The organism is Tessaracoccus yangjingae, assembly GCF_054483935.1.
The window spans coordinates 1,339,920-1,352,232 of sequence record NZ_CM137014.1 but is presented as its reverse complement, the minus strand read 5'-3'; the positions used below and the strand labels follow the sequence as shown (position 1 = coordinate 1,352,232).

11 protein-coding genes are annotated in these 12,313 nt (G+C 70.0%); 1 reads left to right on the top strand and 10 read right to left on the bottom strand.

What is annotated here, in order from left to right; genetic code table 11:
- Positions 1 to 38 precede the first annotated feature (38 nt).
- The 4 genes from ACX1D3_RS05735 to ACX1D3_RS05720 are packed head-to-tail and all read right to left on the bottom strand — an operon-like array spanning position 39 to position 4,183.
- Positions 39 to 974 carry a glycoside hydrolase family protein gene (locus ACX1D3_RS05735; protein WP_458996025.1) on the bottom strand — a complete coding sequence of 312 codons (936 nt, stop codon included), beginning with the start codon at positions 972 to 974 and terminating at the stop codon, positions 39 to 41.
- 4 nt (positions 975 to 978) lie between these two features.
- Entirely contained in the window at positions 979 to 1,875 is an 897-nt protein-coding gene (locus tag ACX1D3_RS05730; RefSeq protein WP_458996024.1) for a carbohydrate ABC transporter permease, read from the bottom strand.
- A 1-nt stretch (position 1,876) separates the two neighbouring features.
- Positions 1,877 to 2,827 carry a carbohydrate ABC transporter permease gene (locus ACX1D3_RS05725; RefSeq protein WP_458996023.1) on the bottom strand — a complete coding sequence of 317 codons (951 nt, stop codon included), beginning with the start codon at positions 2,825 to 2,827 and terminating at the stop codon, positions 1,877 to 1,879.
- Between the two features lie 57 nt (positions 2,828 to 2,884).
- Positions 2,885 to 4,183, bottom strand: a complete 1,299-nt coding sequence (locus ACX1D3_RS05720) for a sugar ABC transporter substrate-binding protein (RefSeq protein WP_458996022.1) — start codon at positions 4,181 to 4,183, stop codon at positions 2,885 to 2,887.
- Between the two features lie 209 nt (positions 4,184 to 4,392).
- On the opposite strand from ACX1D3_RS05720, the gene ACX1D3_RS05715 reads away from it, so the two are divergent.
- Positions 4,393 to 5,607, top strand: a complete 1,215-nt coding sequence (locus tag ACX1D3_RS05715) for a glycoside hydrolase family 32 protein (RefSeq protein ID WP_458996021.1) — start codon at positions 4,393 to 4,395, stop codon at positions 5,605 to 5,607.
- On the opposite strand, the gene ACX1D3_RS05710 is transcribed toward ACX1D3_RS05715, so the two are convergent.
- From ACX1D3_RS05710 to ACX1D3_RS05685, 6 genes are read right to left on the bottom strand one after another with little or no spacing between them, the layout of a single operon-like run.
- A complete protein-coding gene (locus ACX1D3_RS05710) occupies positions 5,579 to 6,631 on the bottom strand; it encodes a LacI family DNA-binding transcriptional regulator (RefSeq protein ID WP_458996020.1) in 1,053 nt (350 codons plus the stop codon). The genes ACX1D3_RS05715 and ACX1D3_RS05710 overlap by 29 nt on opposite strands.
- A 48-nt stretch (positions 6,632 to 6,679) precedes the next feature.
- Positions 6,680 to 8,011, bottom strand: a complete 1,332-nt coding sequence (locus ACX1D3_RS05705; protein ID WP_458996019.1) for an alpha-L-fucosidase — start codon at positions 8,009 to 8,011, stop codon at positions 6,680 to 6,682.
- Positions 8,012 to 8,025: 14 nt separating this feature from the next.
- Complete coding sequence (locus tag ACX1D3_RS05700) at positions 8,026 to 9,579, bottom strand: M81 family metallopeptidase (protein WP_458996018.1); 1,554 nt, start codon at positions 9,577 to 9,579, stop codon at positions 8,026 to 8,028.
- Positions 9,576 to 10,499: an ROK family protein gene (locus ACX1D3_RS05695; protein ID WP_458996017.1), complete on the bottom strand. Its 924-nt coding sequence runs from the start codon at positions 10,497 to 10,499 to the stop codon at positions 9,576 to 9,578. Before ACX1D3_RS05695 ends, ACX1D3_RS05700 begins: the two co-directional genes overlap by 4 nt.
- 1 nt (position 10,500) lies before the next feature.
- Positions 10,501 to 11,388: a carbohydrate ABC transporter permease gene (locus ACX1D3_RS05690; RefSeq protein WP_458996016.1), complete on the bottom strand. Its 888-nt coding sequence runs from the start codon at positions 11,386 to 11,388 to the stop codon at positions 10,501 to 10,503.
- Positions 11,378 to 12,286, bottom strand: coding sequence for a carbohydrate ABC transporter permease (locus tag ACX1D3_RS05685; RefSeq protein WP_458996015.1), 909 nt, complete (start codon positions 12,284 to 12,286; stop codon positions 11,378 to 11,380). Before ACX1D3_RS05685 ends, ACX1D3_RS05690 begins: the two co-directional genes overlap by 11 nt.
- Positions 12,287 to 12,313 lie beyond the last annotated feature (27 nt).

Below are 12,313 nucleotides of genomic sequence, written 5' to 3'. Positions count from 1 at the left end.
AGCGGTGAAGGACGGCACCTCGGAGTGCGGCGGGCGGGTCAGGCCAGCCGCAAGGCCCGGCCTTCCCGCACCACGGCGATCGGGTCGAGGATCTCGCCCTGGAACACCCCGCCCACCTTGTCGGAGAAGCCGACGATGACCCAGTCACCCGGCGTCCGCTCGATCAGGCGGGCCGCGTAGAGGCTCGGATGGTCGAACGTGCCCGCGGCGTCGAAGTCCCAGGGACCGAGCGACGACTCCCCCGGCACGAACCACATGCCGCCCGTGGCCTGCTCCCGTCGCCGGTCGTCCTCGAGGTCGGTCCAGCAGCAGAAGATGAGGAACGGCTGCCCGTCGACGACGACCGCCTGCGGCACCTCCATCTGCCCCCAGCCGGCGGGCGCCGACAGAGGTGGCCGCACCTCCCACGAGTCCAGGTCGGAGCTGACGGCATGACCGATCACGGACCGGGTGGCAGGATCACCCGACGCGGCGCGGGCCGTGACCAGCATGTGCCAGAGCCCGTCGTCGCCCCGGAACACCCACGGATCGCGCCAGGCCTCGTCGAACCACGCCCCGGACGAGAGCTTCTCGTACCAGCGCGGGTCCGCCTCGCAGACCGGGCCGTCGAGGCGGCGCCGCCACGTGACGAGGTCGTCGGACTCCGCCACCCCGACCCGCTGCACCAGCCAGCCCTCCGCCCGCGACACCCCGGTGTAGAACATCCGCCAGGTGCCGTCGTCGGCCTTGACCACCGAGCCCGTCCAGGTGGAGCCGTCGTCCCAGGCGGGCTCGTCGGAGGTCACCAGCGCGTCGGGGAGCAGCTCCCAGGTCGCCAGGTCCGACGACCGGGCGTGCCCGACGGAGGCCCGACGGTGCCGCCGGTCCGGGTCGAGCAGCGCCCGCGATGCCCGCAGGAAGAACAGGTGGTGCTCCCCGTCGTCGCCCCGCACGGGCCAGCTGTCCCACACCCAGTGGTCAGCGAGTCTCAGCACGCGATCACCCCTTCACGCCGCTGGAGGCGATCGAGCTGACGAAGGCCCGCTGGAACACCAGGAACACGAGCAGCACCGGCAGCGTGATGAGCGACGTGTACGCCATCACCTCACCCCAGGCCGTGTTGAGCTGGAAGAAGTACTGCATGCCCACCATGACGGGCCGCAGCGACTCCTGCTGCACCACCATCAACGGCCACAGGTACGAGTTCCAGGCCGGGAGAAAGGTGAGGATCGCGACGGTGGCGAACGCCGGGCCGGACAGCGGCACGATGATGCGCCAGTAGATCCCGAACCAGCCTGCGCCGTCGATGCGGGCCGCCTCGTCGATGGAGACGGGGATGGTGGAGAAGTACTGCGTGAACAGGAAGATGGAGAACGCGTTGGCGATGAACGGCACGATCATCACCTCGTAGGTGTTGAGCCAGCCGAAGTCGTACTTGAGCAGCCCGCCTTCGAACACCAGCGTGGGCAGCTTGCTGACCCAGTAGACCATCGGGACCGCGATGGTCTCGAACGGCACGATGAGCGTGGCGATGACCACGGTGAGCAGCAGCTTGCGGCCCTTCCACTCCATCCGGGACAGCGCGAACCCCGCCAGCGAGTTGACCACCAGGCCGAGGCCGACGATGAGCACCGTGACGACGATCGAGTTGAACAGGAACTGCCAGAACGGCACCCGCTCGAACACGTCGGCGTAGTTGTTGAAGGAGATGTCGCCCACCGGGAGGAATGCGCGGATGTTGTCCACGTCGGCCAGGATCTGGGCGTCGGGCTTGAGGCTGGAGACGAACATGAAGATCAGCGGGAACATGAAGATCACCGCGAGGATCGCCATGGGGATGTAGATCAGGATCTTGCGGCGGCGCTTCTCCGCCGCCATGCCGGCAGTCTTGGCCATGTCAGTCCTTGTCTCGGGTCAGGAAGCGCTGGATCATCGCGATGATCAGCACCAGCACGAAGAAGATCAGCGAGATCGCGGCGCCGTAGCCGGTCTGCTGCTCGCGGTATCCGCGCCGCACGGCGTGGAAGACCAGCGTGGTGGTGGAGTCCACCGGGCCGCCCTGCGTCATCACGTCGATCTGCACGAAGAGGCCCAGGGCCGCGATGGTGATGGTGACCAGGATGAAGATCATCGTGGGCCTGAGGCCTGGCCAGGTGACGTTCTTGAACTGCTGCCAGGCGTCGGCGCCGTCCATGCGGGCCGCCTCGTAGAGCTCCTCGGGAATGGTCTGCAGCCCGGAGAGCCAGATGATCATGTGGAATCCGACCGCCTGCCAGATGGACATGATGATGATGGCCGGCAGCGCGGTGCTGGGGTTGTTGAGCCAGGCGATGTTCTCCCACGCGCCGAAGGTGATCATGTCGATGAAGGAGTTGACGATGCCGTCGGGCTGGTACATGAACCGCCAGAGGATGGACACCACGACGATGGAGGTGACCACCGGGATGAAGAACACGATGCGGAAGAACGTGGTGCCGCGCAGCTTCTGATTGACCAGGATGGCCAGCAGCAGCCCCAGGCCCGCCTGCACCGGGACGACCACCACCGCAAAGAGGAACGTGTTGATCAGCGACCGGACGAACGTGGGGTCCGCCGTGAAGGCGCGGATGAAGTTGTCCAGGCCCACGAAGCGGGGCGGGTTGGGAGAGATGAGGCGGGCGTTGGTGAACGAGAGACCGAACGCGAGCCCGACGGGGACGACGAGGAAGAGGAGCAGCAGCAGTGCCGCGGGGGCGACCATGGCGTAGGCCGCGCCGTGGCCCTGGCCCTTACGTCGCTTCTTCATGGGTGCGGCCGTGGTGGCGACCGGGACGGCCGCGGCGGGCGCGGCGGAGCGTGGAGTTGTCATGGGTGTGTGTCCTCCGGATGATGGGGGCCGGGGCCCGGAGGCCCCGGCCGGGGTGCATCAGAAGCCGTAGCCGTCGTTGTTGGCGATGTCAGCGTCGATGTCCTTGACCGCCTGGTCGAGGACGACCTTCACGTCCGCGCCGTTCATGATGTCCATGGCGGCGGTCTCGAAGGTGGTGGAGATCACCGCGTAGGCCGGGGTCTCGGGGCGCAGCACCGCGAACTGGGTGAGCTCGGTGAACGGCCGAAGCACGCCCTCCTCGCCGAAGTACTCGCTGAGCGCCGTGCCCTCCTCGGTGGCGGGGATGACGATCTGCTTGTCGGCGAACGCCGCAACGTACTCGGGGGCGAAGGAGAACTCGAGGTAGGCGCGGGCGCCGTCGAGGGCCGCGCCGGAGCACTCGGACGAGATGCCCCACTGCCACGAGCCGCCGCCGATCTTCGGGCCCTGGCCCAGGTCCGGCGGGGGCAGGATGACAAGGTCGTCGCCGACCGCCTCGATCGAGCCGAGCGCGTTCCACACGCCGGTGTAGCTCAGGCCCACCTCGTCGCGGTTGAACTCCTCGTTGCCGATGGTGCCGGTGTTGGAGGCAAGGCCCTCGGTGAACAGGCCCTGGAACCACTCGCCCCAGGCCACGGCCTCGGGCCCGTTGAGGGCGCCCTCGGCGGTGAGGAAGGTGGAGCGGTCGATCAGGTCGCCGCCGAAGCTCTGCAGCATCGGGGAGTACGCGTAGGGCCACCACTCGCCGGCGTCCTCGGCGCCGATGTCGAGCGGGGTGTCGTAGCCGGCGGCCTTGAGGGTGCGCAGGGCGCCGTCGAACTCGTCCTGGGTCCACGGCTGATCGATGGTGGCCACGCGGATGCCGTTGGCCTCCAGCACCGACTTGCGGGCGAAGATGGCCAGGGCCGCGTCCCAGTAGCCGGCGGAGTAGACCTCGTCGTCCCACATGCCGACGGCGGTGGGCAGCAGGGAGTCGGTGATCTCGGAGGAGATGCCGAGCGGCTGGATGTAGCCGGCCCACGCCCAGTTGGGGACGATGGGGCCGTCCATGTCGAGGAGGCAGGGGAGGTCGCCGGAGGTGGCGGCCGCGACGATCGCGTCGTTGTAGGCGCCCTGCGGGAACGACTCGGAGACCACCTCGTAGTCGTCCTGGGACTCGTTGAAGTCCGCCATGATCTGGTTGTAGACCTCGAGCTCGGCGGGGTTGCCGGCGGAGTGGGTCCAGAGGGTGACCTGCGTGGGGCCGTCGCCGTCGGTCCCGCCGTCGGTGCCGCCCTCGCCTGCCCGCCCGCAGGCCGAGAGTGCGAGTCCGGAGACGATGGCCATGACGGCGAGTGCTCGTCCTGTGCGCTTCATTGCGTGTCCTTCCAGTGCTGGCCGCCTGCTCTGGCGGGCCGTGATCCTGAGGTTTCCTAAATCGAATTAGGTGACTACACTATGCAAAGAGTTGGCGCCCCGTGTCAACCCCGCCGCAGCTTCCGTGATCATTTCGTGACCTTCGGCCGGGGATCGTGAGTTAGGGGCGTCGTCGAACTAAACCGAGTTACTACCCGTGAGGATGAACCGTGACCACTGGAGCTCACACCGACTACCACCTGCGGCCCGCCTCGGGCGGGTGGCTCAACGACCCCAACGGCATGACCAGGGTGGGTGACGTGTGGCACGTCTTCTACCAGCACAACCCTGCCGGGCCCTGGCACGAGGCGATCGCGTGGGGCCACGCCACCTCGCGCGACCTCGCCACCTGGACGCACCACCCCATCGCCTTCTCGCCCACGCCCGGGGGGCCTGATGAGTTCGGCTGCTGGTCCGGCTGCTTCGTGCCCGGCGGGGAGCACCCGACGGTGGCGTACTCCGCGATCGCCGACGCGTCGCACCGCAGCACCGTGTGCCTGCGGTACGGCTCAGACGACCTCCTCACCTGGGGAGACCCCGTCGTGGTGGCCGGCACGCCCGAGGCCGACGACATCGCGGTAATGCGCGACCCATTCGTCTTCGACGTGGGCGGCCGGCGCTGGGCCATCCTCGGCGCGGGGCTCCGCGACGGCTCGCCGGCCGTGCTGCTGTTCAACCGCGACCACGAGACGGCCTGGACCTACGAGGGGCTCTTCGCCACCTCGGCTGACCCGGCGTTCGCCGCCGCCGATCCGGCGGACATCTGGGAGTGCCCGCAGCTGGTCCGCGTCGACGGCCGCTGGGTGCTCATCCTGTCGCTGCAGCACCGGGGCGTGCTCGGTCGCGTCGTCGCGGTGGTGGGCGATGTCGAGCTGGTCGACGGCCTGCCCCGGTTCACCGGGGAGCGGCTGAACGTGCTCGACAACGGCAACGACTTCTACGCCCCCCAGGTCACCGAGGCGGACGGTCGCCCCCTGCTGCTCGGCTGGGTCAGGCAGGCCGACCAGGACCCCGCCGTCGCCGACCACGCGGGGTGCATGACGCTCCCCCGCCGGCTCTCCCTACGCGACGGGGTGGTCACGTCCGCCGTCGACCCGTGCGCCGCGGGGGCGTTGCTGCACGGTTCGCGGCCGTTCACCGGCACCTCGCTGGAGGGGCTGCACGCCTGGCTCGTCGTCGACGGACAGGGCGCAAACCTGGTCAACGACCGGTTCGGCACGGTTGCCGTCGGCTCGGGCGCGGAGATCTGGGTGGACGGGCCGGTGCTGGAGCTCTACCCGCGGGGCGGGGTGCCGTCGGTGTGGCGCGGCGACGCGGGCTGGCGCCTGGACGCGACCGACGGCGCGCGGGTGTCGATCAGCGAGGTGGCGCCGTCGACTCCCTGACCAGCAGCTCGCAGGGAAGGGCGCGTCGCGGCTCCTCCACCGGCCGGCCGACAGCGGCCGCCAGGGCCATCGACACCGCCTCGTCGCCCATCCGGGCGTGCGGCAGGGCGACGGTGGTCAACGGCGGGACCGTGAACTCGGCCATCTTCTCCTGATCGTCGAAGCCGACCAGGGACAGGTCGTCAGGCACCGAAAGCCCGAGCCGCGCGGCGGCCAGCAGTGCGCCGACGGCGGCGCGGTCGGTGATGGCGAACAGGGCCGTGGGCCGCTGGTCCGCGGGCCGGTCCAGGGCGGTCATCGCGGCGCGGTAGCCGTCGTCGATCTCCCAGCCGGACTCGACGGCGGTCGCGTCCACGCCCCGTCGACGGGCCGCCGCCAGGAAGGCGTCTCGCCGGAGGGGGCCGGAGATGTTGCCCTGATCGTCTCGGGGCCCGAGCGGGTCCCAGTTGCCGCTGAGCATCGAGACGCGGCGGTGGCCGAGGTCCGCGAGGTGCTCAAGTGCGTGGGTGGCCCCGGAGGCGTCGTCGGGGAAGATGCTGAGGGTCTCGTCGCGCTCGGTGGTGCAGTTGGCCAGCACCAGGGGCAGGTGCGTCTTCGGGGGCGCGGTCATGATGCGGAATCCCATGCTGGCGTAGATGAGCGCGTCCACCTGGCGTCGCTCGAGCTCGTGGATGGCCGTGGTCTCACGGTCGTCCCTGGAGTGCAGATCCATCACCAGCATGACGTGCCCGTGTGCCTCGGCGCGCTCCGCCGCCGCGGCGAGGAGACGCCCACCGAACGGGGACGAGGCCACCGCGTCGGTGACGAGCCCAAGCGAGTGCGTGGTGTTGCTGCGCAGGGACCTGGCAGTGTGGTGCGGCTCGTATCCGAGCCGCTTGGCGGTCTCGAGGATGCGCTTGGTGGTCTCCGCGGAGATGTTGCCGCCCTCGCGCCCGTTGAGGACGAAGGAGACCGCCGTCGGGGACACCCCGGCCGCGGCCGCCACGTCGGCGGCGCGCACCCGTCGTCGCGGCTGACTTGCCATGCAGCCATTGGGCCAGCCGGGTCGCTGGGGTGTCAAGCGGCGGTCGCGTCAGGTGAGGGTGAGCGCCGCCACCGGCGCGCCGCGGAGGTGATCGGGGACCACTGCCACGCCGCGGTCCACGACCGCGGTCGACCCGTCTGCCCACACCGCCGTCGCAGGATCCGCCAGCTCCGGAGGCAGCTCGACGGCCCCGGCCGCCGGGTCCAGGACGTGCAGGTGGACCGCCCCCGCCGACGCCGTATAGACCCTGGGCACCCCGGCCTCCTCGCGGCAGCGGATCCACGGCCGGGTGCCGTAGACCGCATCACCGTTCACGCGCAGCCACGCGCCCAGCTCCTGCATCGCCGCACGCTGGAGGTCCGGAATGGAGCCGTCAGCCCGCGGACCGACGTTGATGAGCAGGTTGCCGTTCTTCGCCACGACGTCGACGAACATCCGGATCAGCGCGGCCCCGGACAGGCTGTGCCCCGCGTCCTCGGCCTGGTTGTAGCCGAAGGAGAAGCCGAGGCCCCGCGTCGACTCCCACACCTGGTCCTGGATGTCGGCGATGTAGCTGTACTCGCGGGTGAGGAAGCCGTGGTACGGCACACCCCAGCGGTCGTTGACGACGCCGTCGGGCACGGCCGCCAGGTAGCGGCCGAGCAGGGCCGCGACGGCGTGGTCCTGGCGGCCCTTGCCGCCGTCGGGCCACTCGATGTCGTTCCACAGGACCTCAGGCGCGAACCGCGCGATGAGTTCCTCCAGCTGGGCGGCGGAGTACCGGGAGAACAGCTCGTCGTTGCGGCGGAAGCGAAAGAGGTCGGTGTCGGACTCGATGGGCGGGAAGTCGCTGACGTGCCAGTCCAGGGCCCCGGAGAAGTAGACGCCGAAGCGGGCGCCGGCGCGGCGGGTGGCGTCATGGATCTCCGCGATGAGGTCTCGGCGCGGGCCGCGACGGACCGAGTTGAACCCGGTCGTCTGCGTGTCCCACAGGCAGAAACCCTCGTGGTGCTTGGTCGTGGGGATGATGTACCGGGCTCCGGCGTCCACGAGCTCGCTCACGAGCGTCTCCGCGTCGAACGCCTCGGCCCGCCACAGGTCCGCCAGATCCTCGTAGCTGGTGCCGGTGCCGTAGACCTCCTGGTGCCGCACCCATGTGGGGCTCCCGGGGATGCGGACCGTGTTGCCGTACCACTCGGCGTACTGATGGTGCGTGTAGGCGTCCTCGACGGGGATGGCCCGCTCGCCGTGCGCCGTGGCCCATGCGGGGACCGAGTAGAGGCCCCAGTGGATGAAGAACCCGAGCTTGGCGTCGCGGTACCAGTCAGGGACCCCGGCCACCGGGTAGACGGGGGCGTCGGCGCCGAGGTCAGGGCCGGTGCGTTTCTCGAAGTTCAGCATGGTCAGGGTCCTTGTCAGCGTCGGGTGACGACGGGGGTGAGGTCAGGATCGGGCACGGAGGTGTCGAAGGGGTAGACGCCGGGCGCGAGGCTCCGGTGGCCGAGGCGCAGCAGGTCCTGGTCGACCCCGCCCGGGGTGAGCGCCAGGGTCCAGCGGGCCGCCAGCTCGTGCAGTTCGGGCTCGAGGTAGCCGATCTTCACCACCACCACGTCCGCCTCCGTGGGCTCCAGCCCGAGCATGCGGAAGTCCGCCAGGTGATGGAACGGCTTGCGGCGTTCCGTGATGATCGCGTGGACGCTGCCGGCCCGGATCACCACCTGGGTGCCCGCGGTGGGATCACCGTCGGTGACGGAGAGCACTTCGCCCGTGAGCGCGACCGGGCCCCGCGGGCCTGGGTCGACGCGCCCGCCCACCTCGAGGGTCACCGTCGCGCCGGTGCCCGCCGCGACCGCCCGGGCGACAGCCTCGGCGTCGAAGATGGACGCGTGGATCACCACCCGTCCGGGCCCCTGCAGCTCGGGCCTTGCCAGCAACTCCCCGAGGGACCATGAGACGTCCCCGGCGCCGCCGGCGGTGGGGTTGTCGCCCGAGTCCGAGATGACGGCGGGGTGGCTGGCGCCGTCGGCCAGCGCCGCGTCGAGGGCCTCGGCGAAGGTCGCCGTCGGGCCGACGAAGGCGAAGTCGTCGCGGGCGTCCCAATAGCGTTGGGCCAGCCGCTGCGCCTCCGAGGCGATGAGACCCGGGTCGTCCCCCGTGACGACGACGGCCGCCTGGCAGCGCGGCTCGTCGGCCCAGGCATATCCCACCCAGAGCGCGGCGTCGACCACGCCCGGCAGCGCAGCCACGTCGGCCACGTCCGCGTAGATCCCGCGGGCCGGCTCGAGCCTCGTGCTCGTCTTCTCGCCGGGCAGCAGCAGCGGCACCTGCAGCCAGGCCTTCCATGGCCGGCGGGCGACGGGATCCGCGCCCGTCGAGGAGCGCAGCCGGGTGAGGAGCGTGTGCACCGCCCGCTCCTTGGTGTTGAGCCAGTCCTCGTGGGGCGCCATCCGGTAGCACGTGATCAGGTCGACGGCGTCGAGAAGTTGCCGCGACACGTTGCCGTGCAGGTCCATCGACGTCGCCACGAGGGTGTCGTCGCCCAGTGCCGCACGGACCGCGGTGGCGAGGTCGCCCTCCGCATCGCGCATGCCCACGACGCTCATGGCGCCGTGGATGTCGAGGAAGAAGGCGTCGAAAGGACCGTCTTCGGCGATACCGCTGAGGATCTCCTCCTTCATCCGGCGGTAGGTCTCGGGGCGCACTGCGCCGCCAGGGAGTGAGCGCCCATGGTGGAGCGGCACCCAGTCCGCGGCCTCTCGCAGGTCGCGCCCCGGGTCGAGGAACGGGTAGTAGGCAAGCAGGGCGGCGCCCGCGCGGAGGGTGAACGCCTCGTCGCCCGAGAGGTGCGGCGAGAACGTGCTGGACTCGATGGAGATGCCGGCTATGCCGATGCGAGGCCGGGCCAGGCCGCCCGGCCGCAGCGCGGGCAGGGGGCCCATCCAGATCTCGTGGGCCTCGGGCCTGGTCATGATGCGATCCTCGCCGCCGATGGGAGGTGGAGACGGGCGGCCGCGACGGCGCCCAGCGCCACGGCGTCGCCCCCGAGCATCGCCGGCCGGATGTGCAGGGCGATGCCTGAGACGGGTGAGTCCGTGGCGAGTGCCTCGGTGATCGCCGGCTCCAGGAGGTCCCAGGCAAGCGCCACTCCCCCGCCGACGATGACGGTGGTGAGGTCGAGGAGGCCGGCGGCGGTGGCTCCGGCGAGGGCGACCGCACGCCCTGCGTCGGCGTAGACGCAACGGGCGTCGTCGTCACCGGCCCGCGCCAGTTCGGCCACCGCTTGCGCGTCCAGGCCTGCTGTACCGGTGCGTTGCGCATAGCGCAGCCCGATGGAGCGACCGGAGGCCACCGTCTCGAGGTGCCCCGTCTGGCCGCACGTGCACACGTCGGTGCTGTAGCCGGGCGTGTGGCCGATCTCGCCGGCCGCGCCGTGGGGACCGTGCCTCAGCTCGCCGTCGAGCACCACGGCGCCGCCGACGCCCGTGCCCAGCATCAGGCCCAGCACGTCACGGCCGCCGGCGCCCCAGGACACCTCGCCCTGGAGGAAGGCGTTGACGTCGTTCTCGATCCTGACCGGGACCGCCAGCCTCGCAGCGAGTTCGTCGGCGAGGGGGAACCCGGCCCAGCCGGCGAAGAGCCCGGAGGCGGCCCGGACGACACCGCGCTCCGAGTCGATCACCCCGGCCGCACCCACTCCCGCGGCTACGAGCGGTTCGCCCGCCCCAGAAGCGAGGCCCAGGACCAGCCCGGCGGCCGCGTCGGCCATCGCCGGTCCGCCATCGAGGGCCGGTGCGGCCACCACCCCCCGGGCGCGGATCCGGCCGTCGTCGTCGACGAGGAGGGCGGAGATCTTCGTCCCCCCGATGTCGATTCCTGCGATCAGCCCCATGTCAGCGCCCCCCGAGACCGGCCATGGCGATGCCCTTGACCAGGTGCTTCTGCAGGATGACGACCAGCAGCGTCGTCGGGATCATCGAGATGATGGCGGCAGCCATCTGCAGGTCCCACCTGGTGCCGGTGAGGCCCGAGAAGCTCGCCAACCCGATCGGCAGCGTGCCCTTGGCCTGATAGTCGACGGTGACGATGAGCGGCCAGAGGTACGCGTTCCAGAAGCTGAGGAAGGTGAAGACGCTGAGCACCGCGATCGCCGACTTGGACAGCGGCAGAAGGATCAGCACGAAGGTGCGGATGGGGCCGGCGCCGTCGACGCGGGCCGCCTCCTCCAGCTCGTAGGGGATCCCGCGGAAGAACTGGCGCATCAGGAACGTGCCGAACGCGCCGAACGCGAACGGGAAGATCAGGGCCTTGAAGGTGTCGACCCACGAGAACCACTGCATGACCTGGAACATGGGGATGACCAGGACCTCCGCGGGCACCATGAGGGTGGCGAGGAACGCGATGAAGACCAGGTCGCGGCCCCTCCAGCGGAGCCGCCCGAACGCATACCCCGCGGTGGTGGAGACGATGAGGACCACCAGGGTGCCCGCGACGGCCACGAAGAGCGAGTTGCGGATGTAGGTCCAGAAGGGGCCGAAGGCGAACACCTCTGCGAAGTTGCTCCACCGCACCTCGGAGCCGATCAGCCGCGGGGGCATGGCGAACATCTCGCCGTTGGGCTTGAGCGCGGAGAAGAACGCGTAGATGAGCGGCAGCATGAACAGCAGCGCGGCGACGTAGACGGTGACGTGGGCCAGCACGAGCCGGACGCGCTCTCCGCGGCCCATGAGGGCACGGCCGGCGACCCGGTCCTCGGGTGGGGTGTGGGACTCAGTGCTCATAGTGCACCCATCGGTTCTGGGCCTTGAACTGGATGGCGGTGATGCCGATGATCAGCGCGAACAGGATCCACGCCCCCGCCGCAGCGAGCCCGAGGTCCTGGAACTTGAAGCCCTGGTTGTAGATCCACATCACCAGCGGCATGGTGGCATTGCCCGGGCCACCCCCCGTCAGGAGCTGGGGCTGCACGAACACCTGGAGTGCCGTGATCATGGTCATGATCGTGGCGAAGAAGATGGCTGGGGAGATCATCGGCAGGACGACGCCCCACGTGAGCCGCCACCCCTGGGCGCCATCGATCAGGGCCGCCTCGATGGCCGAGTCGGGCAGCTGTTCGAGGGCGGCCGAGAATATCAGCATGTTGTAGCCCAGTCCCTGCCAGACGCTCATGACGACGACCATGATCATCGCCCAGCTCTTGTCGGCGAGGAAGTTGGGCAGTTCGACGCCGAACCAGCTGACCGCGATGCCGTTGAAGAGCCCCTGCGGCTGGAGCAGCATCTTCCACACCAGGACGTTGGCCACCATCGGCGTCACCACGGGGATGAAGAACAGCACCCGGAGCGCGCCACGTCCGCGGATCCTCGGGCCCAGTCCAAGAGCCAGCGCGAGGGACAGGATGATGTTGGTCGGAACGTAGAGCAGCGTGAACACCAGCGAGTTCCGAAGCGCCGGCAGGAAGTTCGGGTCCTCGAACAGGCGCGGGAAGTTGGCGCCGCCGTTGAACGTCCGCTCGCCGAAGGTCGGCCAGTCGAAGAAACTCATCACCACGGACAGTGTCACCGGGACGACGGTGAACAGGGCCAGGCCCACCAGGGCCGGGGTTGCGAACCCCAGCGCCTGGCGGGCCTCCATCCTGGCGAGAGCACTACGTCGACGTTGTGTCGCGTGGGTGGTCATCGCTGTCTTTCTCGTTCGATGCTCGTG